26 protein-coding genes are annotated in these 23,832 nt (G+C 62.2%); 13 read left to right on the forward strand and 13 right to left on the reverse strand.

The window, feature by feature from the left end; translation table 11 throughout:
* Positions 1–58 precede the first annotated feature (58 nt).
* Positions 59–502 carry a MarR family transcriptional regulator gene (locus tag U873_RS0104425; RefSeq protein WP_025127080.1) on the reverse strand — a complete coding sequence of 148 codons (444 nt, stop codon included), beginning with the start codon at positions 500–502 and terminating at the stop codon, positions 59–61.
* Between the two features lie 82 nt (positions 503–584).
* On the opposite strand from U873_RS0104425, the gene U873_RS0104430 reads away from it, so the two are divergent.
* Complete coding sequence (locus U873_RS0104430; protein ID WP_025127081.1) at positions 585–1,751, forward strand: PLP-dependent aminotransferase family protein; 1,167 nt, start codon at positions 585–587, stop codon at positions 1,749–1,751.
* 10 nt (positions 1,752–1,761) lie between these two features.
* Positions 1,762–2,364, forward strand: coding sequence for a glutathione S-transferase family protein (locus U873_RS0104435; protein WP_025127082.1), 603 nt, complete (start codon positions 1,762–1,764; stop codon positions 2,362–2,364).
* A gap of 297 nt (positions 2,365–2,661) precedes the next feature.
* Here U873_RS0104435 and U873_RS0104440 read toward each other — a convergent pair whose 3' ends face one another.
* From U873_RS0104440 to U873_RS0104460, 5 genes are all read right to left on the reverse strand, one after another.
* Positions 2,662–3,033 (reverse strand): glutathione S-transferase N-terminal domain-containing protein, encoded by a 372-nt coding sequence (locus U873_RS0104440; protein WP_025127083.1) that lies wholly within the window; start codon positions 3,031–3,033, stop codon positions 2,662–2,664.
* Positions 3,034–3,136: 103 nt separating this feature from the next.
* Complete coding sequence (gene folE / locus U873_RS0104445) at positions 3,137–3,682, reverse strand: GTP cyclohydrolase I FolE (RefSeq protein WP_011062625.1); 546 nt, start codon at positions 3,680–3,682, stop codon at positions 3,137–3,139.
* 77 nt (positions 3,683–3,759) lie between these two features.
* On the reverse strand, positions 3,760–4,317 hold the full coding sequence (locus tag U873_RS0104450) for a Smr/MutS family protein (RefSeq protein WP_025127084.1): 558 nt from the start codon (positions 4,315–4,317) through the stop codon (positions 3,760–3,762).
* A gap of 74 nt (positions 4,318–4,391) precedes the next feature.
* A complete protein-coding gene (locus U873_RS0104455) occupies positions 4,392–4,712 on the reverse strand; it encodes a hypothetical protein (protein WP_025127085.1) in 321 nt (106 codons plus the stop codon).
* Between the two features lie 129 nt (positions 4,713–4,841).
* Positions 4,842–5,432 (reverse strand): cysteine hydrolase family protein, encoded by a 591-nt coding sequence (locus U873_RS0104460; RefSeq protein WP_025127086.1) that lies wholly within the window; start codon positions 5,430–5,432, stop codon positions 4,842–4,844.
* Between the two features lie 240 nt (positions 5,433–5,672).
* Between U873_RS0104460 and prmB the strand changes: the two genes are divergently transcribed.
* Positions 5,673–6,581 carry a 50S ribosomal protein L3 N(5)-glutamine methyltransferase gene (gene prmB, locus U873_RS0104465; protein ID WP_025127087.1) on the forward strand — a complete coding sequence of 303 codons (909 nt, stop codon included), beginning with the start codon at positions 5,673–5,675 and terminating at the stop codon, positions 6,579–6,581.
* 50 nt (positions 6,582–6,631) lie between these two features.
* Here prmB and U873_RS0104470 read toward each other — a convergent pair whose 3' ends face one another.
* On the reverse strand, positions 6,632–7,423 hold the full coding sequence (locus tag U873_RS0104470; protein ID WP_025127088.1) for a hypothetical protein: 792 nt from the start codon (positions 7,421–7,423) through the stop codon (positions 6,632–6,634).
* Between the two features lie 99 nt (positions 7,424–7,522).
* Positions 7,523–8,476, reverse strand: coding sequence for an alpha/beta fold hydrolase (locus U873_RS0104475; protein WP_025127089.1), 954 nt, complete (start codon positions 8,474–8,476; stop codon positions 7,523–7,525).
* A 143-nt stretch (positions 8,477–8,619) separates the two neighbouring features.
* On the opposite strand from U873_RS0104475, the gene aroC reads away from it, so the two are divergent.
* From aroC to U873_RS0104490, 3 genes are all read left to right on the forward strand, one after another.
* On the forward strand, positions 8,620–9,711 hold the full coding sequence (gene aroC / locus U873_RS0104480) for a chorismate synthase (protein WP_025127090.1): 1,092 nt from the start codon (positions 8,620–8,622) through the stop codon (positions 9,709–9,711).
* A 28-nt stretch (positions 9,712–9,739) separates the two neighbouring features.
* Positions 9,740–10,894 carry an MFS transporter gene (locus U873_RS0104485; RefSeq protein ID WP_177330229.1) on the forward strand — a complete coding sequence of 385 codons (1,155 nt, stop codon included), beginning with the start codon at positions 9,740–9,742 and terminating at the stop codon, positions 10,892–10,894.
* 174 nt (positions 10,895–11,068) lie between these two features.
* Positions 11,069–11,614 carry an acireductone dioxygenase gene (locus U873_RS0104490; protein WP_025127092.1) on the forward strand — a complete coding sequence of 182 codons (546 nt, stop codon included), beginning with the start codon at positions 11,069–11,071 and terminating at the stop codon, positions 11,612–11,614.
* A gap of 136 nt (positions 11,615–11,750) precedes the next feature.
* Here U873_RS0104490 and U873_RS0104495 read toward each other — a convergent pair whose 3' ends face one another.
* Positions 11,751–12,029, reverse strand: a complete 279-nt coding sequence (locus U873_RS0104495) for a DUF3509 domain-containing protein (protein ID WP_025127093.1) — start codon at positions 12,027–12,029, stop codon at positions 11,751–11,753.
* Positions 12,030–12,711: 682 nt separating this feature from the next.
* On the opposite strand from U873_RS0104495, the gene U873_RS0104500 reads away from it, so the two are divergent.
* The 5 genes from U873_RS0104500 (at position 12,712) to U873_RS0104520 (ending at position 18,639) form a co-directional block, all read left to right on the forward strand.
* The gene (locus tag U873_RS0104500) at positions 12,712–14,550 is read left to right on the forward strand and encodes a long-chain-acyl-CoA synthetase (protein WP_025127094.1); all 1,839 of its coding nucleotides are present in this window, start codon (positions 12,712–12,714) and stop codon (positions 14,548–14,550) included.
* Positions 14,551–14,647: 97 nt separating this feature from the next.
* Complete coding sequence (locus U873_RS0104505) at positions 14,648–15,166, forward strand: ankyrin repeat domain-containing protein (RefSeq protein WP_025127095.1); 519 nt, start codon at positions 14,648–14,650, stop codon at positions 15,164–15,166.
* Positions 15,167–15,281: 115 nt separating this feature from the next.
* On the forward strand, positions 15,282–15,812 hold the full coding sequence (locus U873_RS0104510) for a hypothetical protein (RefSeq protein WP_025127096.1): 531 nt from the start codon (positions 15,282–15,284) through the stop codon (positions 15,810–15,812).
* A 79-nt stretch (positions 15,813–15,891) separates the two neighbouring features.
* Positions 15,892–16,083: a PLDc N-terminal domain-containing protein gene (locus U873_RS0104515; RefSeq protein ID WP_025127097.1), complete on the forward strand. Its 192-nt coding sequence runs from the start codon at positions 15,892–15,894 to the stop codon at positions 16,081–16,083.
* A gap of 468 nt (positions 16,084–16,551) precedes the next feature.
* Positions 16,552–18,639, forward strand: coding sequence for an LTA synthase family protein (locus U873_RS0104520; RefSeq protein WP_025127098.1), 2,088 nt, complete (start codon positions 16,552–16,554; stop codon positions 18,637–18,639).
* A 118-nt stretch (positions 18,640–18,757) separates the two neighbouring features.
* On the opposite strand, the gene U873_RS34995 is transcribed toward U873_RS0104520, so the two are convergent.
* The gene (locus tag U873_RS34995) at positions 18,758–18,910 is read right to left on the reverse strand and encodes a DUF3309 family protein (protein WP_003226960.1); all 153 of its coding nucleotides are present in this window, start codon (positions 18,908–18,910) and stop codon (positions 18,758–18,760) included.
* Positions 18,911–19,217: 307 nt separating this feature from the next.
* Here U873_RS34995 and U873_RS0104530 point away from each other — a divergent pair, with 307 nt between their 5' ends.
* The gene (locus tag U873_RS0104530; RefSeq protein WP_025127099.1) at positions 19,218–20,033 is read left to right on the forward strand and encodes an SDR family oxidoreductase; all 816 of its coding nucleotides are present in this window, start codon (positions 19,218–19,220) and stop codon (positions 20,031–20,033) included.
* Positions 20,034–20,097: 64 nt separating this feature from the next.
* The gene (locus U873_RS0104535) at positions 20,098–20,430 is read left to right on the forward strand and encodes a YnfA family protein (protein ID WP_025127100.1); all 333 of its coding nucleotides are present in this window, start codon (positions 20,098–20,100) and stop codon (positions 20,428–20,430) included.
* Positions 20,431–20,466: 36 nt separating this feature from the next.
* Here the strand turns inward: U873_RS0104535 and U873_RS0104540 are convergent, their stop codons facing one another.
* From U873_RS0104540 to ngg, 3 genes are all read right to left on the reverse strand, one after another.
* Positions 20,467–20,694 carry a YheU family protein gene (locus tag U873_RS0104540; protein WP_025127101.1) on the reverse strand — a complete coding sequence of 76 codons (228 nt, stop codon included), beginning with the start codon at positions 20,692–20,694 and terminating at the stop codon, positions 20,467–20,469.
* Positions 20,695–20,780: 86 nt separating this feature from the next.
* A complete protein-coding gene (locus tag U873_RS0104545; RefSeq protein WP_025127102.1) occupies positions 20,781–21,965 on the reverse strand; it encodes an osmoprotectant NAGGN system M42 family peptidase in 1,185 nt (394 codons plus the stop codon).
* Positions 21,966–22,086: 121 nt separating this feature from the next.
* Positions 22,087–23,832 carry an N-acetylglutaminylglutamine synthetase gene (gene ngg, locus U873_RS0104550; protein ID WP_025127103.1) on the reverse strand — a complete coding sequence of 582 codons (1,746 nt, stop codon included), beginning with the start codon at positions 23,830–23,832 and terminating at the stop codon, positions 22,087–22,089.

The following is a 23,832-nucleotide window of genomic DNA, read 5'->3' on the forward strand; positions in this document are numbered from 1 at the left end:
AGGGAGGGAGCAAAGGAGGGGGTGACGGATCAGGGCACCGAATTGCAGCTGCCACACGCTACTGGTCGGCGTTTTTCCCCGCGAGGGCTTGATTCACCGCGAGCCAGCCATTGACCGCGTCCTCACCTGCGTCGGCGAAGGCCCGTTGCAGCAGCTTGACCTGCTCCCGGCGCAGGGACTGTTCGAAGCGCACGCCATCGGCCGTCAGTTCCAGCAGGCGTTTGCGCTTGTCACTCTCTGGCGCGAGGCTTTCCACCAGGTGCATCTCCAGCAACTGGCGCAAGGGTGTGTTCAGCGCCTGCTTGCTCACCCCCAGCAGGTTCAGCAGCTCCTTGACGCTGAGCCCGGGATAGCGGGCGATGAAAAACACGATGCGCTGATGCACTCGGCTCAAGCCGCGGCGCTCGAGCATCTCGTCGGCCTTGGCGGTAAACGCCTGGTAGCCGAAGAAGAAGGCTTCCATGGCGGCTTGTTGCGAGTTCTGGTTTTTAAGGTCAAGCATATTGACGTATCTGCTCGGGGCGGCGTAATTTCGGTCAAGTAGTTTGACGTATTTCCCTCAGCCTTCGCTAGCGGTGGTCCCCATGGCTTTCTCCGAACTTGTATCGCGCCTTAAAAGCTCCCTGATCCGTGAAATTCTCGCCGCGGCCCAGCGCCCGGAAGTGATGTCGTTCGCCGGGGGGCTGCCTGCCGAAGTGATGCTGCCTCCGGTGCAGTGGCAGGACATGCCCCTGTCCATGGGGCAGTACGGCATGAGCGAAGGAGAGCCGCAACTGCGTGAAGCCCTGGCAGAACAGGCTCGCCAGCTGGGTGTGCCCTGCAGCGCCAGCCAGGTGCTGGTGGTCAGCGGCTCGCAGCAGACCCTGGATCTGGCGGCCAAGCTGTTCATCGACCCCGGTACCGAGGTGCTGCTGGAGGCACCGACCTATCTGGCCGCCCTGCAGATCTTCCAGTTGTTCGGCGCCGCCTGCCTGAGCGTGCCGCTGGAGGCCGACGGTCCGGACCTGACCCGGCTGCGTGCACGCCTGGAGCAGCATCGGCCGGCCTTCATCTACCTGATCCCGACCTTTCAGAATCCCTCGGCAGTGCGCTACAGCGAAGCCAGGCGTGATGCCGTGGCGTCCTTGCTGGACGAGTTCGGCGTGACCCTGATCGAAGATGAGCCGTACCGCGAACTGTCCTTCGATGGCGGCAGCGCCACGCCTATCGTCAGTCGTCTGCAGAAGGCCAGTTGGATCTACACCGGCACCGTGTCGAAAACCCTGCTACCCGGACTGCGGGTTGGCTACCTGATCGCCAGCCAGGACCTGTTCCCGCATCTGCTGCGACTGAAACAGTCCGCGGACCTGCACACCAACCGCGTCGGCCAGTGGCAGGCCATGCAGTGGATCGGCACCACGCAATACCAGCAGCATCTGCATGAGCTGCGCGGCTTCTATCGCCAGCGCCGCGATGCCTTCCAGGCGGCCCTGGAAACCCATTTCAGTGATCTGGCGCAATGGCAGGTGCCCCAGGGCGGGCTGTTTTTCTGGTTGAGCTTGAAACAACCGCTGGACACCCGCACCTTGCTTGATTCAGCGTTGGCACAGGACGTGACGTTCATGCCCGGTGAGCCCTTCTTTAGCGAGCCTGAGCGCAACCTCGGCCATTTGCGGCTGAATTTCAGCCATATCGATCCAGCCCGGTTGGACGAAGGCCTCAAGCGGCTGGCCACCGTGATACGTCAAGCACAGGCTGCACAGGCAGCCTGAGGGGAAGGCCATGTATAAGGTTTACGGTGATTACCGTTCGGGCAATTGCTACAAGATCAAACTGATGCTCAATCTTCTGGGGCTGCCCTACCAATGGCAGGCGGTGGATATTCTCGGGGGCGATACCCAGACCGAAGCCTTCCTGGCGAAGAACCCCAACGGCAAGATCCCGGTGCTGGAGCTTGAGGACGGTACATGCCTGTGGGAGTCCAATGCGATTCTCAACTTCCTTGCCGATGGCTGCGAGTTCCTGCCCAGCGAGCCGCGCCTGCGCACCCAGGTCTTGCAATGGCAGTTCTTCGAGCAGTACAGCCATGAGCCCTATATTGCCGTGGCGCGCTTCATCCAGCAGTACGAGGGCTTGCCCGAGGAGCGTCGCGAGGAATACCTGAAGTTGCACAAGCGCGGCTACAAGGCATTGGAGGTGATGGAAAAGCAACTGAGCCGCACGCCTTACCTGGTGGGCGAGCACTATTCCATTGCTGACATCGCACTGTTTGCCTACACCCATGTGGCCCATGAAGGTGGTTTTGACCTGGCCCGTTACCCGGGCATCCAGGCGTGGATTCAGCGGGTCCAAAGCCATCCGCGGCATGTGGCGATGTTTGACTGAGCAAGGTGGTTGATGCTCGCTGAACCGGCTTTGTGCCGGTTCAGTGCTTTTGCGCATCGTTGCCTGCTGGACGGGGTGTCGACTCTCTTCGGCAGCTGTTCAAGGGGGATACCTGCAGCTTTGCCTGGGAGCCGGGCGCTGATGGGGCATGACGCAGCGGTCAATGCTCGGGCCTTGAATGGGGCCTGGCCGGGGTGTCCTGCATGACGACCTGACCCGCTCACGGGTGCTGGGTGCCCAGGCCCCGTGCCTCGGGGGCCTGCAACTGATCCGCGGCCGCCCGTCCGATGGGGGGCTTCAGGCCGCCGAGAACCGCTGGTTCAGGTAGTCGATGATCACCTTGGATTCGTACATCCAGGTGGTCTGGCCATTTTCTTCGATGCGCAGGCACGGCACCTTGATCTTGCCGCCCTGCTCCAGCAGGGTCTGGCGGTCCTGCTCGTTGTTCTTGGCATCACGCAGGGCTACCGGCACGTTCAGGCGATGCAGGGCGCGGCGGGTCTTCACGCAGAAAGGACAGGCGTGGAACTGGTACAGGGTCAGGGACTTGGCGTCCTGCTCGACCTGGGCCTGAGCGGCAGTGGGGCGCTTCTGTTTGCCCGGGCGGGTGATGAAGTCGATGAAAACGATGAGTTGGCCCAGGCCGACTCGCAGTGCTTTGACGATCACGGTATTGCCTCTTGCCCATGAATGAAGGGGCGGCAGCTTACCTGATTTTTGCCGGACGAAAAAAAACCGGCGATCAACGCCGGTTTTTTTCAGGTGCAGCCCGTTACTTGATCAGGCTGAGGAACTCGCTGCGGGTCGCGGCGTTCTCGCGGAACTCACCGAGCATCACCGAAGTGATCATCGACGAGTTCTGCTTCTCCACACCGCGCATCATCATGCACATGTGCTTGGCCTCGATCACCACAGCCACGCCGAGGGCGCCGGTCACTTGCTGGACCGCATCGGCGATCTGCCGACTGAGATTTTCCTGGATCTGCAGGCGGCGGGCATACATGTCGACGATGCGCGCGACTTTCGACAACCCCAGGACCTTGCCGCTGGGAATGTAGGCGACATGGGCCTTGCCGATAAATGGCAGCAGGTGGTGTTCGCACAGCGAGTAGAGCTCGATGTCCTTGACCAGCACCATTTCGCTGTTGTCAGAGCTGAACAAGGCACCGTTGGTGACTTCTTCCAGGGTTTGGGCATAACCGCGGCAAAGGTACTGCATGGCTTTGGCGGCGCGCTTGGGCGTGTCGAGCAGGCCCTCGCGGGAGACGTCCTCGCCCAATTGGCCGAGGATCGCGGTGTAATTCTGTTCCAGGGACATGAAACTACCTGTGGGATTTTACGCAAAGGGCAAGGGTACGGTGGCGGACACGGCGCTGCAAGCGTGATGCTGCGGCTTTATTCGTCGCGCCCTTCCATCATGGTGCGTTTGAGCATCACGTACAGCGCCCCGGTGCCGCCATGCCTGGCCTGGCAGGAGGTGAAGCCCAGGACCTGGGGATGCTGGCGCAGCCAGGTGTTGACATGGCTCTTGATCATGGGGCGCTTGCCGTCCAGGCGTACTGCCTTGCCGTGGGTGACACGCACGCAGCGGATCTCGAACCGGGTGGCCTCGGCGAGGAACGCCCAGAGGGTTTCCCGGGCCTTCTCCACGGTCATGCCGTGCAGGTCGAGGCTGCCCTCGAAGGGGATCTGTCCGACCTTGAGCTTGCGCATCTGGCTTTCCTGGACCCCGTCGCGGGCCCACATCAGATCGTCTTCGGGCCCCACGTCGATGACGAACTGGTCGGACAGTCCATCCACGGTGGTGGTTTCAGTGCGCACAGTGGCGACCTGGCGCAGTTTGGCGATCTGCGCCCGGTCGGTCTTGGGTTTGCCTGTCTCGGCGCGATCGTGCTTGATCGGCTTGACGCCGCGGATCTCGTTCTTGAACAGGGAAAAATCGTCGTCTTGCATGTCAGCCTCCGCGAAGGGCGGCTAGTTTACCGAACTCGGAAGGGCTTCAGGCGCGCAAATCGCGCCGGTGGCGATCAGTCGTGCTTTTTCATCAGGTGCGGGGCCATGTTCAGAGCCAGGGGTTCACGCATGCGCCGCCGACAGCGACGCCACAGGCGCACCCCGACATACAGCAGGACCAGGCCAATCAGCAGGATCACCGCTGAGCCTGGGGCACTGGCGTTGATTTCTCCCAGCGCTGGGGCTCGCCCCAACAGGCTCGCGGCCCCGGCCATTGCCAGCAGCACACCGAAGGCCGCGAGCAGTGCGGAAAATGCCGCCCCCAGGCGCAACCGCCAGTTTCGCGGGCTTTTGGGCCGCAATCGGCGTGCGTCAAAACCATCGGATATCTTCATTCCGACCTTCCTCAATGGGTATCGGCCCTTCGACCGGAAGTTGACCGGGTGGTTCCTGAGGCTAAGGCAATTGCTGTACAGGCGAGGGGTTTATGGATGAGCGGCCCGCCAGCCGCTCACCTGGGCTGATCAGATCAGGCTTGCGGTCTGGGCGAGGGTGGCGAAGTTGTCGGCCATGATCGCCATTTCGGTTTGCTGGACATGCTCGGCGCTGAGAATGCCGCCCTTGTAGGGCAGGTCGCGGGTGGCGCAGGCGTCTTCCACCAGGGTGCAGCGAAAGCCCAGGTTCTTCGCGGCGCGAACGGTGGTGCTGACACTGGAGTGGCTCATGAAACCGGCCACGATCAGGTCCAGGGAACCCAGGTCCTGCAGGCGTTTTTCCAGCTCGGTGCCGTGGAAGGCGCTGGGCAGCAACTTGCCAATGATGGTTTCGTCACCCTGGGGCTCGACCCCGGGGATGAACTCACCGCGTTCGCCCTGGGGGTCGAACAGGCCGCCGACGGTGCCGAGGTGGCGCACATGCACGATGGGCCGCCCGGCTGCCCGGGCCGCGGCCAGCAGGCGCTGGATGTTGGCCACTGCCGCGTCCATGCCGGACAGGGCCAGTGGACCGCTGAGGTACTCTTTCTGGGCGTCGATGATCACAAGGGTCGCGTGGCTCAAATTGGCCGCTGCGTAACCACGACCGCTGAGTTGAAACATCGTCTTTGGAACGGACATTCTGGGGCTCCTGTGAGTGGGGCTTTTGCGACATTGTCCTCTGGCCGAGCGGTTCTGTGAATCGCTACTAACGTAAGGTGCGCCGTTATTGGCCTACAGGCTTGTCAAGTGGGGCAAGGTAGGGGAGTTGAAAGCTAAAAGCCAGTCAGCAGGACGATTGCGTGGTGCGGGGGTTTCATTCGTCGTCGGCAGGCGTTTTGGCTGTTAGAATTGCCGGTCGTTTTGTCAGGAGTCTGTCCCGTGATCACTTCCCGCCTTCGCACCTTGCGTGACCATATCCGCTGGGCCGTCAGCCGCTTTCATGGGGAGGATCTGTTCTTCGGCCATGGTACCGACAATGCCTGGGACGAGGCCCGCCAACTGGTGCTCGGTGCCCTGCACCTGCCTTGGGAAATTGCCGACAGCTATCTGGATTGCGCGTTGGAAGACGACGAGCTGGTCCATCTGCAGCATCTGCTCAAGCGTCGCATCAAGGAGCGTGTGCCCACCGCCTACCTGTTGGGCGAGGCGTGGTTCTGCGGTATGTCGTTCATTGTCGATGAGCGTGTGCTGATTCCCCGTTCGCCGATTGGCGAGCTGATCGAGAAACGCTTCGAACCGTGGTTGGCCAACGAACCGGCGCGGATTCTTGATCTGTGCACCGGCTCCGGCTGCATCGGCATTGCCTGTGCCTATGAGTTCCGCGATGCCGAAGTGGTGCTGGCGGACCTGTCCTTCGAGGCCCTGGAAGTGGCCAACCAGAACATCGAGCGCCACGGGGTCGATGAGCGAGTGTTCACCGTGCAGGGTGACGGCTTCGAAGGTTTGCCAGGGCAACGCTTCGACTTGATCGTGTCCAATCCGCCCTATGTCGATGCCGAAGATTTTGCCGACATGCCGGACGAATACCAGCACGAGCCGGAGCTGGGCCTGGCCTGTGGCGACGATGGCCTGAACCTGGTGCGGCGGATGCTGGCCGAAGCTGCCGATCACCTGACCGAGAAGGGCTTGATGATTGTCGAAGTGGGCAACAGCCAGGTGCATGTCGAGGCCCTGTACCCGGAAGTCGACTTTGCCTGGCTGGATTTCGAGCGTGGCGGCCACGGAGTGTTCATGCTGACCGCAGAGCAGTGCCGCGAGCATCAGGCGTTGTTCGCCTCGCGCGTCTGAAGAGCTACGGGCCCGCGCAATGCGGGCCTTGAACCGCCAGGGCGCATGCCTTAGCGGTGAGTGGCAATCCAGATCAGCAGCCCGGCCTGGAACACGGCAAAGGCCACCAGGCAGGTGATGGTGAAGCGCAAGCCGGTGTCTTCACGCTTGTACTTGGTTACTTTTTCTTCCTGCTTGCGCAGTTTGACTTCCAGTTCTTCGAGGTTCTGTTCGGCCTGCTGGAGCATCTGCGCTGCTTCCAGTATCTCCACGAACTGCAGCTTCTCGGTGTTCCACTGGCTCAGCAGGTCGCCTACCTGGACCTCCTTGACACTGCCTTTGAGGTGCTGTGCGTCGGCGTAGACAACGTCAAAACCCTGGGTGCGCAGCACGTGATCACGGCGCAGGCGGGTGTCTTCGTTGAGGGCATCCTTGTTGGCGAGCTCGAAGCCGTCCACCCGGTAGTGGGGCCATTTTCTTTGCGCCCACTGTGCGCCCTGGGCCAGCAGGAAACGGCCGATGCCACGGTTCAGGGGTTCGACCTGCAGGCCGCTTTCGGGAGTGAAATGCACCCGGCGAGTGTCGTGCTCGACCCACACATCCAGGTGGTTCTGCTCTTTGCGTACCCGCTGGCCGGGCAGGCTGATGGTCAGGCGCAGCAGGCTGTGCTCCTTGCTGCTGCGTTCGGCATAGCCGAATTCGACAAAGCGCAGGGGGCGTCCGCCGGTGGCGCGATCAGTCTGCAGGGGCGCCAGGCGGAGCATCTTGTGGTGTTCGGCCTGGACGTCCGCCCAAGGCAGTACGGCCGCTTCCGGGGTGGCGGCGTCCTGCTCTGTAGCGGGTGAATTCGGGGTATCAGTCATAACGGCGAGATCCTGTCCAATCGCTGCGCGCCGACAGCAATCGAACGGCCGGCAAAGGCTTATCGGCCGTTTTTTTCAGGACTGGAGGGTGAAAACAGCCTAACGGGTGTGAAGTCCGTCAATAAAACTGATGATTGCGCTGCCCAGTTCCGCCGCCAGGGGCAATTGCGGGTCCTTGTAGGACGCCAGTTGGCGCTTGAGGTCGTTGGGCACGATGCGCATCACATGGTTCATGCCGTCGATCAGGGTCAGCCGGGCGTCCGGCTTGGCGGCCTTGAGCACTTTGGCGTCGTCCACGCTGACCTGGATGTCATTGCTGCCCTGGATGATCAGCGCGGGCATTTTCAAGCGGGCAAAGGCTGCCGCCGGGTCTTCACGGAACAGGGTGATCAGGTAGGGCTGCACGCTGGGGCGGAAGATCACCTGCAGCGCCGGCGGCACGTCGGTATCGACCTGGCCGGCCTTCAGGCTGTCCAGCAGCTCGTTGCTGCGCACCATCAGCGCTGGAGGCAGGCGGTAACTCAGTTGCTGGCGCAGCACCTGGTCCACCGGGCGGGCGGTGCCGGAGATGGAGATCACCCCGGCGGCATCCAGTTGCGGTGCGGCGAGGCTGGCGATCAGCGCGCCCTCACTGTGACCCAGTACGATCAACCGGCCCAGGCGCGGGTCGTCCTTGAGCTTTTTGCCCCAGGCCACCGCGTCGGCGACATAGGCGTCCAGGGTCAGGTTGCGTTCATCCGGGGTTGCCGCGAGGCTGGCCGCCACGCCGCGCTTGTCATAGCGCACGCTGGCGATATTGTGCCTGGCCAGCACCCAGGCCAGGCGCTTGAGGCTGTCATTGCGCCCGCCGTCGGGATTGTTGCCGTCGCGATCGGTGGGGCCGGAACCGGAAATGATCAGTACCACCGGCACGGGCTGCTCGGATTTGGGCAGCAGCATCGAGCCGTACAGTTCACCGTGGCCGGTATCCAGGCTCACGGGACGTTGCAGGACGGTCGCATGGACCAGGCCGGTGAACAGGGAAAGGCTCAAGAGAAGAACTCGCAGCATCATCACGCCATCATGAATAAAAGGTGCCGGTTGGACTCAGGCAGGGGCAGAAGGTTCGAGGATGAACTAGTTGGGTAGCCTGCGTATACTGGCGCACGCGTTAATCCAGATAGAGTTATTTCGGCTGATTTCACGGAGCACCCTGCATGTCCGGCAATACCTACGGCAAGCTGTTCACTGTCACCACCGCGGGCGAAAGCCATGGGCCGGCGTTGGTCGCCATTGTCGACGGCTGCCCGCCGGGCCTCGAGCTGTCCCTGGAAGACCTGCAGCGTGACCTGGACCGGCGCAAGCCCGGCACCAGCCGTCACACCACCCAGCGCCAGGAGCCCGATGAAGTCGAGATCCTTTCCGGGGTGTTCGAAGGCAAGACCACGGGCTGCTCCATCGGCCTGCTGATTCGCAATACCGACCAGAAGTCCAAGGACTACTCGGCGATCAAGGACCTGTTTCGCCCGGCCCACGCCGATTACACCTACCACCACAAGTACGGCATTCGTGATTACCGCGGTGGCGGTCGCAGCTCGGCGCGGGAGACTGCCATGCGCGTGGCGGCCGGGGCCATCGCCAAGAAATACCTGGCCAGCCAAGGCATCGTGGTTCGTGGCTACATGAGCCAGCTGGGGCCGATCGAGATTCCCTTCAAGACCTGGGACTCGGTGGAAGACAACGCCTTCTTCAGCCCTGATCCGGACAAGGTGCCGGAGCTGGAAGCCTACATGGACCAGTTGCGCCGGGATCAGGATTCGGTGGGCGCGAAGATCACCGTGGTTGCCGAAGGCGTGATGCCAGGCCTGGGCGAGCCGATCTTCGACCGCCTGGATGCCGAGCTGGCCCATGCATTGATGAGTATCAACGCGGTCAAGGGCGTGGAGATCGGCGCCGGTTTCGCCAGTGTCGCTCAGCGCGGCACCGAGCACCGTGACGAGCTGACCCCGCAAGGTTTCCTCAGCAACAATGCCGGCGGCATCCTGGGTGGCATTTCCTCGGGGCAGCCGATTGTCGCCCACCTGGCACTCAAACCGACCTCCAGCATCACCACCCCGGGTCGCTCCATCGACATCGACGGCAACCCGGTGGACGTGATCACCAAGGGCCGCCACGACCCGTGCGTGGGCATTCGTGCCACCCCGATCGCCGAAGCCATGATGGCCATTGTGCTGATGGATCACCTGCTGCGTCATCGCGGCCAGAACGCCGACGTGCGCGTCAGCACGCCGGTGCTGGGCCAGTTGTAATGGCGGTCCTGCCAGTCGCCACGGTCTGATGGCCGTGGCGGCGCTTCCTTATTGGCGGCTCTCGAGTTTCTATCTGTTCTATTTCGCGCTGCTGGGGTCGACCGCGCCGTTTCTGGCGCTGTATTTCGATCACCTGGGGTTTTCCAGCGCGCGGATTGGCGAGCTGGTGGCGATTCCCATGCTCATGCGGTGCGTGGCGCCCAACCTCTGGGGCTGGCTCGGTGACTACAGCGGCCGGCGTCTGGCCATCGTGCGCTTTGGCGCGGTCTGCACGCTGCTCTGCTTCTCCCTGATCTTTGTCAGCAAGAGCTACGCCTGGCTGGCCATGGTCATGGCCCTGCATGCGTTTTTCTGGCACGCGGTGCTGCCGCAGTTCGAGGTCATCACCCTGGCACACTTGCAGGGGCAAACCTCGCGCTACAGTCAGATCCGTCTCTGGGGATCCATCGGCTTCATTCTGACGGTGGTGGCCCTGGGGCGCCTGTTCGAATGGCTGAGCCTGGATATCTATCCGGTGGCGCTGGTGGTGATCATGGGCGGCATCGTGGTCAGCAGCCTGTGGGTGCCCAATGCCCAGCCTTCGACCCAGGGCGTGCGACTGTCCGCAGAGGGATTCCTCGAACAGTTGCGTGCGCCCGGCGTACTGGCGTTCTACCTGTGCGTGGCGCTGATGCAGATGAGCCACGGTCCGTATTACACCTTCCTGACCCTGCACCTGGAACGCCTGGGTTATACCCGCGGCCTGATCGGCATGCTCTGGGCCCTGGGGGTGGTGGCCGAGGTGCTGATGTTCCTGGCCATGAGCCGGATCCTCGCGCGGTTTTCCGTGCGCCGGGTGTTGCTGGCGAGTTTCCTGCTGGCGGCGTTGCGCTGGTTGCTGCTGGGCAGCCTGGCGGAGTTGCTCTGGGTGTTGCTGCTGGCCCAGGTGCTGCACGCGGCAACCTTTGGCAGTTTTCACGCTGCCGCCATTCATTTCGTACAGCGCAGCTTTGGCGCTCGCCAGCAGGGCCAGGGCCAGGCGCTGTATGCGGCCCTGGCCGGTACCGGCGGCGCCTTGGGGGCGTTGTACGCCGGTTACAGCTGGAATGCCCTGGGCGCCACATTGACCTTTAGTATTGCCAGCGTCGCAGCGCTGGCAGCAGCCGTTATCATTGCCACGCGCATGGGGGAGACGAGGCCATGAGTCAGGGCATCAACCGCTTGCCGCGCCGCTCAGCGTCGCTGCGCCTGGTACGGCCTGGCGTCCCCCCAACCATTTTCACGGCTTGCTTCGCTTGAAGCAGCCATTGCCTGATGCCCGGTATTGCCTGAGGGGGCCAAAAACCCCGGGGCGACGCTGAACCGAGGAGTTGCCGTCATGAGCAGCCTGTCTGTCTACCACGTATCCAGCCCCGACCTGCCAAACAAGGTCTTGACCCATTTCGAGGATATTGCCGCGACCCTGGCTGAACAGGGCATCCACTTTGATCGCTGGCAAGCCACAACCCGGGTCGAGCCCGGCGCCAGTGAGCAAGAGGTGATCGGCGCCTATCAGGAGCAGATCGACCGGCTGATGACCGAGCGCGGCTATGTCTCGGTCGACGTGGTCAGCCTTGATGGCAACCATCCGGACAAGGATGAGCTGCGCGCCCGGTTTCTCGATGAACACCGCCACGCGCAGGACGAGGTACGGCTCTTCGTCGCCGGTCGTGGCCTGTTCTCCCTGCATATCGATGATTACGTGTACGCAGTGCTGTGTGAGAGAAATGACCTGATTTCCCTGCCTGCAGGCACCGCTCACTGGTTCGACAGCGGAGAGAACCCGTATCTGGTCGCCATCCGCCTGTTCAATAATCCCCAGGGCTGGGTCGCCAGCCCCACCGGCGACGATATTGCCAGCCAGTTTCCACGACTGGATGACTGAGCAAGCGCCGACCGCCTGAGGGCTGGCGCTAGGGGCGATGAGTGCGGGGGCTTGGCGGGAATTCAGCGGTCCCTAACGCAGTCGGGCCGGACCAACGCAAGGTTGGTCCGGCCCGGACAGCTGACCTCGGAGCGCCTTATGCGCTGTGATAGGTCGGCAGGGCAAAGCGGTTCTGGCTTTGCAGCATGGAGATCTGGGGCAATTCGCTGGCCTGTTCCGCCAGGTCACGACGAATTGCGCTGATGACCCAGGACAACTGGTCTGCAGCATGCAGTTGGGCGTAGGAAATCGAACGCTTGAACTGTTTGCCCTCGCTGTTGCGCAGCGTGAGCAGGATGCCGCCATCGGGACGGGCTTGGGTGATCACTTCGAAGTTGGAGAACAGGGATGAAAATTTTTCTTGGATCAGGCTCATGTCTATCAGCTCCGTTAGCTCTTGAAGGGCAAGCGTGGAGAGACAGTTGCAGCGATTGTGCCAGTATTGTTTTTTTATAAAATCGTTATAAATCAATAAGTTATAAAATAATCAAAATCACTGCTTCGTGCAAAATGCATGAATGGCCATCGTGCATCCTGCATTTTGCAGGTTGCTGGGGGCGAGTTTGGCGGGGGGGATGCTGTTCTGACCGCGGGTGCAGGGGGAAAATTCAATCACTGTTAGCGCAGTGAAGGCGCTCTTCAAGGCAGCGGGCAGGAGATACAAAAGTTTGCAAAAACTCCGTGTACAGCCCAGTAACGGCTGACGTATTTTCCAGCCAGTCACACCGTACCAACCCGGCCCGGGCAGCCTTGTTCGGAGCGCTTGAAGCGGTGTCTCGGCGACATGGAATGTGTTGTGGCGTGATCTTGCGATCCTGCCCGACGGATAATAAGAACATAGGACGCCCTCCATGAACGATCCCTGCGCACTACAGCCGCTGCTCTCAGCAGTGTTGCGTCTTTCCTGCCGTTGCTCCGTCCTGGGGCGTCGTCGCCATCCTTGTCCTGCCGGTGCCGAACCCAGGGTCGCCACTCCCGGTTGAGCCTTGTGCCATCTGTTGCCAATGCCCGGCCAGCCTGGCCCGGGCAAAGACCCTCGTCTTTACACCGGAGCAACCATGAACAAGCACAAGAGCGACATGATCACCTGGGGCATGATGCTGCGTAAGGTGCCCTCCATCGCCAAGGCATTGCCGCGGGTGGTGCGGGGCATGAAAGCCGGGAACATCGACAAGCCGGACCAGCCTTGCGGGCTTGGCTGGAGCTTCGAGCAGGCGACCCTGCGCAATCCCGACGGACCAGCCCTGCTCTATGGCGATCGGACACTGAGCTATGCCCAGGTCAACCAGTGGGCCAACCGCATCGCCGCCTACCTGCAGCAACAGGGCATCGGCAAGGGCGACGTGGTGGCGATCTTCATCGAGAATCGTCCGGAGCTGCTGGTCACGGTATTGGCGGTGGCCAAGCTTGGCGGGATCTGCGCGATGCTCAACACCGCGCAGACCCAGGGCGTGCTGGTGCATAGCCTGGAGTTGGTCAAGCCGGTGGCGATCATGGTTGGTGGAGAATTGCTGGCAGCCTATTCGGCGGTGCGCGATCAGGCGGGCATCGACCCCGGGCGTACCTGGTTCGTCGCCGACCAGGACACTTATATCGACCCCGGAGCGACCCCGGATGGGTGGCTCAACCTGATGGCCGAGAGCGCCGGTTACCCGGGGCACAACCTGGCGCAGACCCAGCGAATCTTCCTGGATGATCCCTGCTTCTACATCTATACCTCCGGCACCACGGGCTTGCCCAAGGCCGGAATCTTCAAGCACGGGCGCTGGATGCGAACCAGCGCAGGCTTCGGCACCATCGCCCTGGATATGCAGCCCGAGGACGTGGTGTATTGCACCTTGCCGCTGTATCACGCGACCGGCCTGTGCGTGTGCTGGGGCTCGGCCATTACCGGCGCCTCGGGGTTCGCCATTCGCCGCAAGTTCAGCGCCAGTCAGTTCTGGGATGACGCACGGAAGTTCAAGGCGACCACCATGGGGTATGTCGGCGAGCTGTGCCGCTACCTGATCGATCAGCCTGCCAGTTCCCTGGACACCGAGCATGGTGTCAGCAAGATGATTGGCAACGGCTTGCGGCCGGGTGTCTGGAGCGAGTTCAAGCAGCGTTTCGGTGTCGCTCATGTCTGTGAACTGTATGCGGCCAGCGACGGCAATATCGGCTTCAGCAATATCCTCAACTTCGACAACACCGTGGGCTTCTCGCTGATTCCCTGGGCGTTGGTGGAGTACGCCCACGACAGCGGTGCACCGCTGCGCAACAGCCAGGGCTTCATGCAGAAAGTGGCCAAGGGCGGACAAGGCCTGTTGCTGGCGAAGATCGATGAGAAGGCGCCGCTGGATGGCTACACCGACCCGGAAAAGAACCTCAAGGTGATCCTCAAGGACGTGTTCGAGAAGGGCGACTGCTACTTCAATACCGGGGATTTGCTGCGCGACATCGGTTTTGGCCACGCGCAGTTCGTGGATCGTCTGGGCGATACCTATCGCTGGAAGGGCGAGAACGTTTCCACCACCGAGGTGGAGAACATTCTCCTGGGCCATCCACAGATTGCCGAGGTGGTGGCCTATGGGGTGGAAATCCACAACACCAATGGCCGGGCGGGGATGGTGGCCATTACCCCGGCCGAATCCCTGGCGACCCTGGATTTCAGCGAGCTGTTGCAGTTTGCCCGTCAGCAATTGCCGGCCTATGCGGTGCCGCTGTTCCTGCGGATCAAGGTGAAGATGGACACCACCGGGACGTTCAAATATCAGAAGAGCCGCCTCAAGGAGCAGGCATTCGACCTTGGGCTGATGGGTGACGACCCGGTCTACGCCTGGCTTCCCGGGGCTGATACCTATGTGCAACTGACCCCGCAGATTCTCGCGCAGATCCAGGCCGGGCAACTGCGTTATTGATTCTGCCTATGGTGGCTCTTGGGAAAAAAGGGATGACAGCCCGCCGTCGGCTTGGGGACACTAGCGGCTTTCCGATTTGCCGAACCTGGAGTTTCCGATGACCGACAAAAGCCGCCAGATGACCGAAGACGAGGCCGCCCAGTTTGTCGAACAGGTGTTCAACGTGGCCCGCCAGGGCGACGCTCAGATGCTCGACAAGCTGGCGGGCAGTGGCCTGCCGATCAACCTGCGCAACCACAAGGGCGATACCCTGCTGATGCTGGCCGCCTATCACGGGCATGTGGACGCCGTGCAGGTGCTGCTCAAGCACAAGGCCGACCCCGAGATCCGCAACGACAATGGCCAGAGCCCGATTGCCGGTGCTGCCTTCAAGGGCGATCTGGCGGTGGTCAAGGCGCTGGTGGAGGGCGGCGCGCAGGTGGAGGGTTCATCCTTTGACGGGCGCACGGCGCTGATGATGGCGGCGATGTTCAACCGTACTGAAATCGTCACGTACCTGATCAGCCAGGGGGCCGATCCGAAGGCCCTCGACGCCAATGGTGTCAGCGCCTTGGACGCAGCCAAGACCATGGGCGCGATGGACACCACCGCGCAGCTGGAAAAACTCCTGGCCTGAAGCGCCAAGATCCGAGCGGGCGAGGGCCAGGCCCCTCGTCACGGCAATAGGTTCGGGCATGGACTTTAGGCTATCCTTCGCGCCCTCGAAATTTCCTCGCCTTCAGGATGCGCCCATGAAAAACGCCCTTATCGAACTCATCAGCAAAATCAGCTCCGGGTGCATGGGCGAAACCGAGATCCAGCAGATCGCCGATGAGGCATCCCAGGCTTATGCCGATCCCCAGGCATTCCTCGCGGCCAATCCGGACATCAACTACGACGACAGCTTCCCCATTACCCTGGGTGAGTGGGTGGTGGTTGGCAGCCTGCCGGAGACCGTGCTGTTTCAGGCCGACACCTACGTCGACCTGTTTGCGCAGATCGTTGCCTCCTTTGGCAAGGACGTAGCCTTCAACTTCAAGCCCAAGCAGTTGGCCAAGATCGAGGCTCTGACCGCGCTCAATCGCATCCAGATCCAGATGGGCAGCATGAACCCGGAAAACGGCGGTTATGTGCTGATGAATTTCAGCCAGTTGCTCGATGACGAACTGCAGATGGTGCTGGTCTATGGCAACGATGTACCACGGGTGCTGGAGCTGTGTGCCGAAGTCGGCATTGCCGCAGCACCGGCCCTGGAGGCGCTGAAGATCGCGGTGCATGTCTGAGGCTTGCGTTGCAATAAAGCGGAACCCTGGTGCAGCGCGACTATCCTAAAGAGGCACGCCATCATTTGGGAGCGACATCATGGGTTCCACTTTCAATGGCCTGGTTGGCCTGATCATTCTTGCCCTGGATATCTGGGCCATCATCAATGTGCTGAAAAGCGGCGCCGAAACCGGGATGAAGATCCTCTGGGTGCTGCTGATCATCTTCCTGCCTGTACTGGGGCTGATCATCTGGGCCATCGCCGGCCCTCGCGGCAATGTGCGGCTCTGAACGCTCTGGGGGCGAAGCTCGCCTGAGTAGTTCTGGCCAGTAGTGATCGGGGCGCATTGCCCGGTACTGCCCGGTACTGCCCGGGTTTGGAGCCGGGCAGGCGCCAGGCGGCTCAGGGTTCACTCCGGTGTCGGGTGAATATCCCGCCGGGCAGTGATTGACCCACGCACGATGAACGAGGACCTCAAGGTCCTTTTTTGTGTGACTAAACATGCGTTGAACGAAATTTTCACAAAGTCTCTAAGACAATTCGCCGGCGCTTTTCTCCTCGGTGTAAATCCCTGCAATCTCTTGGTCCAGAGCCGTCGGTGGTGGGTTTGACAACACAACCTACTAATCAATGGCAATGCCTCCAGTGATCGTGCAACATTTGCGCACCGCGTATTCCCCAGCCGCCCTGGTGGCAACAAGAGGGCAGAACGCAGCTGTATCTTTGCAACTTAAACTTCCAATGGGTCCTAAAACGACATGGCAAACTCGGATGCCCTGAGTCAGCAGCGATCCTCGAATCGCCTGCTGCAACCGACCGTTAAATCCCATCTGGCCTACACGCTGCTATGCGCGCTGGTCATGATGGTGATGCTCTCCCTGTTGCGCGTCGCGCTGCTGATCTACAACCGCGAGATGATCCTCGACACCCCGGCCTCGACCTTCCTCGAGGCATTTGCCAACGGGCTGCGGTTTGACCTGCGGCTGGTGGTCTATCTCAGCGTACCCCTGTTGCTGGCGCTGTTCAGCGCCCGGGCCATGGCGGCTCGCGGGCTGCTGCGCTTCTGGCTGACGGTGACGTCCAGCATTGCGCTGTTCCTTGGCCTGATGGAAATGGACTTCTACCGCGAGTTCCACCAGCGCCTCAACGGCCTGGTCTTCCAGTATGTAAAGGAAGACCCGAAAACCGTGATGAGCATGCTCTGGTACGGTTTCCCGGTGGTCCGCTACCTGCTGGCCTGGGCCGTGGGCACCTGGATTCTCAGCCTGGCGTTCAAGGGCGCCGATCGTGCGACCCGGCCCCGTGGCCCGTTCAGCGGTGGCAACGTCGGGACCCGGCAGATTGCTCCCTGGTATGCGCGCATCGCGGTATTCGTGGTCTGCCTGCTGATCTGCGTAGTGGCCGCTCGCGGCACCCTGCGTCAGGGCCCGCCGATGCGTTGGGGTGACGTCTACACCACCGAATCGAACTTCGCCAACCAGTTGGGCCTCAATGGCACCCTGCAATTGATCGCGGCCGCCAAGGATCGCCTGTCCGAAGATCGCACCAATATCTGGAAGGCGACCTTGCCCCAGCCCCTGGCGCAGCAGACCGTACGCGACATGCTGCTGGTGCCGAGCGACAAACTGGTGGATGCGGACATTGCAGCAGTGCGTCGCAACTACACGCCGGATGCGGACAAGACCCTGCCGATCAAGAACGTCGTGGTGATCCTGATGGAGAGCTTCGCCGGGCATTCGGTCGGCGCCCTGGAGCGTCCGGGCAATGTCACGCCGTACTTCGACAAGCTGTCGAAGGAAGGCCTGTTGTTCGACCGTTTCTTCTCCAACGGCACCCATACCCACCAGGGCATGTTTGCCACCATGGCCTGCTTCCCCAACCTGCCGGGCTTCGAATACCTGATGCAGACCCCGGAAGGCAGCCACAAGCTGTCCGGCCTGCCGCAGTTGCTCAGTGCTCGCAAATATGACGACGTGTATGTCTACAACGGCGATTTCGCCTGGGACAACCAGTCTGGGTTCTTCAGCAACCAGGGCATGACCAACTTCATCGGCCGCAATGACTTCGTCAATCCGGTGTTCTCCGACCCGACCTGGGGCGTGTCCGACCAGGACATGTTCAACCGCGGGCTGGAAGAGTTGAAGGCGCGCGAAGGCAAGGAGCCGTTCTATGCTCTGCTGCAGACCCTGTCCAACCACACGCCGTATGCCCTGCCGACGCCATTGCCGGTGGACAAGGTGACCGATCGCGGCAGCCTCAATGAACACTTGACGGCCATGCGCTACTCCGACTGGGCACTGGGCCAGTTCTTCGAGAAGGCACGCAAGGAGCCGTATTTCAAAGAGACGCTGTTTGTCGTGGTTGGTGACCATGGTTTCGGCAATGAACAGCAAATCACCGAAATGGACCTGGGGCGTTTCAACGTGCCGCTGCTGCTGATCGGGCCGGGCATCCAGGAAAAATTCGGCCAGCGTGATCACACCGTGGGCACTCAGATCGACATCGTGCCGACCATCATGGGCCGTCTCGGCGGCGATGTGCTGCACCAGTGCTGGGGCCGCGACCTGCTCAACCTGCCGGAAGGCGATAAGGGTTTCGGCGTAATCAAGCCTTCGGGCAGCGATCAGACCGTGGCGCTGTTGACGGCCGACCGGGTGTTGGTATTGCCCAAGGAGATGCCGGCCAGGTTGTACAAGTACGAACTGGGCGCGACACCGGGTGGTGAGCTGATTCCCGAGGCTGCCGATGAGGCCGAGCTCAAGCAGAAGCTGGAAGCCTTCCTGCAGACCGCCACCAAGAGCCTGATCGATAACACCGCCGGCGTGGTCAACGGCAAGCCGGATTGATTCCGGCCTTCCCTCCAGCCCTGTTCAACGGGCTGGCGGGAGCGATGATTCGCACTACAACAGAACACCCCTCCATGAGGGGTGTTTTTGTTTCTGTTGGAACACAGCGCGGGGCGGTCTAGATCCTGCCGAGCAACAGCAATACCAGCAGCACGACCAAGACCACGCCAATAATCCCTGAGGGGCCGTAGCCCCAGCTTCTGGAGTGAGGAAAGACTGGCAGGCCGCCAATCAGCAGCAGAATCAGGATGATGATCAGAATAGTGCCCATGGCTGTTTCCTTGTTGGAATAGGTTGAACAACGCCGTTGTTCAAGGACTGGTTCGTTTTATGGGAAGAACGAACCGCTTAATGATTCCGACTCGACGGCGCGAGGGAAAATTCCAAGTTTTTTTAAAGTTTTCCGCTTCCGGGCTTATTTCGTTTGCCGCAGGGAAGTGGCTGCTCCAATCCCCTTTGGAGGGCGACCGGGCCAGGGGTTTGCCTCGGGCATTCAGCACCCTGATGGTGCGTGGGTGCTGCGGGGGCCTTCGCTACACTGCGGCTCATCTTCCCCGGAACAACAAGGCAACTCTCCTATGCAAAATCGCATGATGATCACTGGTGCCGGCTCCGGCCTGGGTCGCGAAATCGCTCTGCGCTGGGCCCGTGAAGGCTGGCGGCTGGCCTTGTCCGATGTCAGTGAGGCGGGGCTGCAGGAAACCCTGAAACAGGTACGCGCAGCAGGTGGCGAGGGTTTCGTGCAGCGTTGCGATGTGCGCGACTACAGCCAGCTGACGGCTTTTGCCCAGGCCTGTGAGACCCAGTTCGGTGGCATCGACATCATCGTCAACAACGCCGGGGTGGCCTCGGGCGGGTTCTTCAGCGAGCTGTCCCTGGAAGATTGGGACTGGCAGATCGCGATCAACCTGATGGGAGTGGTCAAGGGCTGCAAGGCCTTCCTGCCGCTGCTGGAACAGAGCAAGGGCAAGATCATCAACATCGCCTCCATGGCGGCGTTGATGCAGGGCCCGGCCATGAGCAACTACAACGTGGCCAAGGCCGGGGTGGTGGCGTTGTCCGAGAGCTTGCTGATCGAGCTGGCGCAGCAGGAAATCGGCGTGCATGTGGTTTGCCCGTCGTTCTTCCAGACCAACCTGCTGGACTCTTTCCGTGGGCCGACCCCGGCCATGAAGGCCCAGGTGGGCAAGTTGCTGGAAAGCTCGCCGATCAGTGCCGCCGACATTGCCGACTATATCCATACCCAGGTCAATGCCGGCCAGTTCATGATCCTGCCCCATGAGCAGGGGCGCATGGCCTGGGCCCTCAAGCAGCAGAACCCCCAGGCGCTGTACAACGAAATGACCCTGATGGCCGATAAGATGCGCGCCAAGGCCAAGCAAAGCGCCAATTGAGCTTGCCCCGGGGTGGCTGCCTCGTCAGGATTGCCGGCAACTGGCAATCCTGACGAGACCTTGCATGCTCAACTACCTGTGGTTTTTCCTCGCCGCGCTGTTCGAGATATTTGGCTGCTACGCCTTCTGGATGTGGTTGCGCCAGGGCAAGAGCGCCCTGTGGATCCTTCCCGCGTTGATCAGCCTGACCCTGTTCGCACTGCTGTTGACCAAGGTCGAGGCGACTTACGCCGGGCGCGCCTACGCGGCCTATGGCGGCATCTACATCATTGCCTCGATTGGCTGGCTGGCCGTGGTCGAGCGGGTCCGTCCGCTGGGTTCGGACTGGCTGGGACTGGGGCTGTGCGTGATCGGCGCCAGTGTGATTCTGTTTGGCCCGCGCTTCGCCAACAGCTGAGTACCCCGGCCTGGTGACCCGGGCCGGGTGGCGGGATCAGTCGAACAGTTCCTTGGGCACGTCGTGCTTGAGCATCAGTTGGCACTGTTCGCTGTCGGGATCGAAGACGATCACCGCCTGGCCCTTGCTCAGGGCTTGACGCACCCGCAAGACTCGGGTTTCCAGCGGTGTTTCGTCGCCGTTGTCGGTGCCTTCGCGGGTGACGAAGTCTTCGATCAGGCGAGTCAGGGTGTCGACTTCAAGTTGGTCGTGGGGAATCAGCATGGGGGCCTCCGGCAAACAATCCCGGATGCTACTGTGCCCGGGGCTGTGCCGCCAGCCGCGGCGTGCACAAAGCCCCGGGTCGATGTTCAGGATTTCTGGCCCACCAGGCTGTCCACCGAGGGTACCCGGGTGTCGCTTTCCATCTGCGCGTCATGTTCGAGTTGATGGCTGAAACTGTCCAGGGAGCCCTGGGCCGGTTGCGCGTCGCTGGCGAATACCGGTGGGCTGAGTATGTAGGCCCCCAACAGGCGACTGAGGGCCGCGAGGCTATCGATATGGGTGCGCTCGTAGCCGTGGGTGGCATCGCAGCCGAAGGCCAGCAGCGCGGTGCGGATGTCATGGCCGGCGGTTACCGCGGAGTGGGCGTCGCTGAAGTAATAGCGGAACAGGTCGCGGCGTACCGGCAGCTCGTGCTCGCCGGCCAGGCGCAGCAGATGCCGGGACAGGTGGTAGTCGTAGGGGCCGGCGGAGTCCTGCATGGCCACGCTGACCGCGTGTTCGCTGGAGTGCTGGCCCGGGGCGACCGGCGCGATGTCGATGCCGACGAATTCGCTGACGTCCCAGGGCAGGGCCGCCGCCGCGCCGCTGCCGGTCTCTTCGGTGATGGTGAACAGAGGGTGGCAGTCGATCATCAGGGGGGCGTCACTGTCGACAATCGCCTTGAGGGCCGCCAGCAGGGCCGCGACCCCGGCCTTGTCATCCAGGTGCCGGGCGCTGATGTGGCCGCTCTCGGTGAATTCGGGGAGTGGGTCGAAGGCGACGAAGTCGCCCACCCCAACTCCCAGGGATTCGCAGTCGGCACGGGTGGTGCAGTAGGCGTCCAGGCGCAGTTCGATGTGGTCCCAGCTGATGGGCAGTTCGTCCACCGCGGTGTTGAAGGCGTGCCCGGAGGCCATCAGGGGCAGCACGCTGCCGCGCAACACGCCGTTGTCGGTGAACAGGCTGACCCGGCTGCCTTCGGCAAAGCGGCTGGACCAGCAACCCACCGGGGCCAGGGTCAGGCGGCCGTTGTCCTTCACCGCGCGCACGCTGGCACCGATGGTGTCCAGGTGCGCCGAGACGGCCCGGTCCGGGCTGTTCTTCTGGCCCTTGAGGGTGGCGCGGATGGTGCCGCGACGGGTCAGTTCAAAGGGAATGCCCAGCTCCTCAAGACGCTCGGCAACGTAGCGCACTATGGTGTCGGTGAAGCCGGTGGGGCTGGGAATGGCGAGCATTTCCAGGAGGACCTTCTGCAGGTAGGCGAGGTCCGGTTCGGGAATCTTGCGGGTCATGGAAACTCCTGATGAGAAACGGCCATCGATGGTTTCGATGAAAGAGTGAGGGGCCTGAAGAGGGCTTTCGCTGGCAAGCCAGCTCCTACAAGACGGTAGGAGCCGGCTTGCCGGCGAAGGCTCACGGCGCCGGTTGGCTGTGGGGAAACAGCAGGTCGACAAAGCGTTCGGCAGTGGGTTGTGGTTCGTGGTTGGCCAGCCCGGCGCGCTCGTTGGCTTCGATGAACACGTACTCGGGCTGATCCGCAGCGGGCACCATCAGGTCCAGGCCGACCATGGGAATGTCCAGGGCCCGGGCTGCGCGGATGGCGGCGTCGGCCAGGGTCGGATGGAGAATGCCGGTGACGTCCTCCAGGGTGCCGCCGGTGTGCAGGTTGGCGGTACGCCGCACGAACAGCCGCTGGCCGGGCGGCAGCACGGTGTTGTAGTCGTAGCCGGCAGCGTGCAGGGTGCGCTGGGTCTCCTGGTCCAGGGGGATCTTGCTTTCGCCGCCGGTGGCCGCCTGGCGCCGGCGACTGCGGGCCTCGATCAAGGCGCCGATGGAGTGCTGGCCGTCGCCGATGATTTCGGCGGGACGGCGGATGGCTGCCGCCACCACCTCGAAGCCGATCACCAGGATGCGCAGGTCCAGGCCCTCATGGAAGCTCTCCAGCAGCACCCGGCTGTCGAAGCGACGGGCATTGTCGATCGCCTGCTGCACTTCTTCGATGCTGCGCAGGTCCACGGCCACCCCCTGGCCCTGTTCACCGTCCAGGGGCTTGACCACCACCTGCTGGTGTTCGTCGAGAAATTCCAGGTTGTCGTCGGCATTGCCCGCCCGTTGCTGGGCCGGCAGGTTCAGCCCGGCATTCTTGAGCACCTTGTGGGTCAGGCTCTTGTCCTGGCACAGGCTCATGCTGATGGCGCTGGTCAGGTCGCTCAGGGATTCCCGGCAACGCACCCGGCGGCCACCATGGCTGAGGGTGAACAGGCCGGCGTCGGCGTCGTCCACCTGCACGTCGATGCCCCGGCGATGGGCTTCCTCGACAATGATCCGGGCGTAGGGGTTGAATTCGGCCTGGGGCCCGGGGCCAAGGAACAGCGGCTGGTTGATCCCGTTCTTGCGCTTGATGGCGAAGGTCGACAGGGTGCGAAAACCAAGCTTGGCGTAGAGGTTCTTGGCCTGGCGGTTGTCATGCAGCACCGACAGGTCGAGATAGCTCAGGCCACGGCTCATGAAGTGCTCGATCAAGTGGCGCACCAGCACCTCGCCCACTCCTGGACGGCTGCAATCCGGGTCCACGGCCAGGCACCACAGGCTGCTGCCATGTTCCGGGTCCTGATAGGCCTTGTGGTGGTTGAGGCCCATGACGCTGCCGATCACCGCGCCGCTGTCCTCGTCTTCGGCCAGCCAGTACACCGGCCCACCCTGGTGGCGAGGAGTCAGGCGCTGCGGGTCGATCGGCAGCATTGCGCGGGCCTGGTACAGGGCATTGATGGCCTGCCAGTCGGCCTCGCTCTGGGCCCGGCGGATGCGAAAGCCGCGAAATACCCGGGTGGCTTGGCGATAGTCGCTGAACCACAGGCGCAGGGTGTCGGAAGGGTCGAGGAACAACTGCGCCGGCTCCAGGCCCAGTACCTGTTGTGGCGCCGCCACGTACAGGGCGATATCACGCTCGCCGGGGCATTCGTTGAGCAACTCCTCGGCAAGGCGAGTGGGGCTGGGAAAGGTATGGCCGATCAGCAGCCGGCCCCAACCGCAATGCACGGCGATCGGTTCGCCGCCGGGCTCGCTGCCGTCTTCGGCGAAGCGCGCCTGCAGGCGTTCATAGGAGGGTGCCTGGCCGCGCAGCAGGCGTTGGCTGTAAGCCGTGGCATGAGCTTTCAT

This window comes from Pseudomonas sp. PH1b (assembly GCF_000633395.1).
Lineage (GTDB): Bacteria > Pseudomonadota > Gammaproteobacteria > Pseudomonadales > Pseudomonadaceae > Aquipseudomonas.

Coding starts and splice junctions, on each gene's coding strand:
- U873_RS0104430 (WP_025127081.1), top strand. CDS start 585: ATGGCTTTCTCCGAACTTGTATCGCGCCTTAAAAGCTCCCTGATCCGT.
- U873_RS0104530 (WP_025127099.1), top strand. CDS start 19,218: ATGCAAAATCGCATGATGATCACTGGTGCCGGCTCCGGCCTGGGTCGC.
- U873_RS0104470 (WP_025127088.1), bottom strand. CDS start 7,423: ATGACTGATACCCCGAATTCACCCGCTACAGAGCAGGACGCCGCCACC.
- U873_RS0104505 (WP_025127095.1), top strand. CDS start 14,648: ATGACCGACAAAAGCCGCCAGATGACCGAAGACGAGGCCGCCCAGTTT.
- U873_RS0104495 (WP_025127093.1), bottom strand. CDS start 12,029: ATGAGCCTGATCCAAGAAAAATTTTCATCCCTGTTCTCCAACTTCGAA.
- folE (WP_011062625.1), bottom strand. CDS start 3,682: ATGTCCCTGGAACAGAATTACACCGCGATCCTCGGCCAATTGGGCGAG.
- U873_RS0104535 (WP_025127100.1), top strand. CDS start 20,098: ATGCTCAACTACCTGTGGTTTTTCCTCGCCGCGCTGTTCGAGATATTT.
- U873_RS0104475 (WP_025127089.1), bottom strand. CDS start 8,476: ATGATGCTGCGAGTTCTTCTCTTGAGCCTTTCCCTGTTCACCGGCCTG.
- U873_RS0104540 (WP_025127101.1), bottom strand. CDS start 20,694: ATGCTGATTCCCCACGACCAACTTGAAGTCGACACCCTGACTCGCCTG.
- U873_RS0104425 (WP_025127080.1), bottom strand. CDS start 502: ATGCTTGACCTTAAAAACCAGAACTCGCAACAAGCCGCCATGGAAGCC.
- aroC (WP_025127090.1), top strand. CDS start 8,620: ATGTCCGGCAATACCTACGGCAAGCTGTTCACTGTCACCACCGCGGGC.
- U873_RS0104510 (WP_025127096.1), top strand. CDS start 15,282: ATGAAAAACGCCCTTATCGAACTCATCAGCAAAATCAGCTCCGGGTGC.
- U873_RS0104500 (WP_025127094.1), top strand. CDS start 12,712: ATGAACAAGCACAAGAGCGACATGATCACCTGGGGCATGATGCTGCGT.
- U873_RS0104435 (WP_025127082.1), top strand. CDS start 1,762: ATGTATAAGGTTTACGGTGATTACCGTTCGGGCAATTGCTACAAGATC.
- U873_RS0104450 (WP_025127084.1), bottom strand. CDS start 4,317: ATGCAAGACGACGATTTTTCCCTGTTCAAGAACGAGATCCGCGGCGTC.
- U873_RS0104515 (WP_025127097.1), top strand. CDS start 15,892: ATGGGTTCCACTTTCAATGGCCTGGTTGGCCTGATCATTCTTGCCCTG.
- U873_RS0104520 (WP_025127098.1), top strand. CDS start 16,552: ATGGCAAACTCGGATGCCCTGAGTCAGCAGCGATCCTCGAATCGCCTG.
- ngg (WP_025127103.1), bottom strand. CDS start 23,832: ATGAAAGCTCATGCCACGGCTTACAGCCAACGCCTGCTGCGCGGCCAG.
- U873_RS34995 (WP_003226960.1), bottom strand. CDS start 18,910: ATGGGCACTATTCTGATCATCATCCTGATTCTGCTGCTGATTGGCGGC.
- U873_RS0104545 (WP_025127102.1), bottom strand. CDS start 21,965: ATGACCCGCAAGATTCCCGAACCGGACCTCGCCTACCTGCAGAAGGTC.
- U873_RS0104485 (WP_177330229.1), top strand. CDS start 9,740: ATGGCCGTGGCGGCGCTTCCTTATTGGCGGCTCTCGAGTTTCTATCTG.
- U873_RS0104490 (WP_025127092.1), top strand. CDS start 11,069: ATGAGCAGCCTGTCTGTCTACCACGTATCCAGCCCCGACCTGCCAAAC.
- U873_RS0104455 (WP_025127085.1), bottom strand. CDS start 4,712: ATGAAGATATCCGATGGTTTTGACGCACGCCGATTGCGGCCCAAAAGC.
- U873_RS0104460 (WP_025127086.1), bottom strand. CDS start 5,432: ATGTCCGTTCCAAAGACGATGTTTCAACTCAGCGGTCGTGGTTACGCA.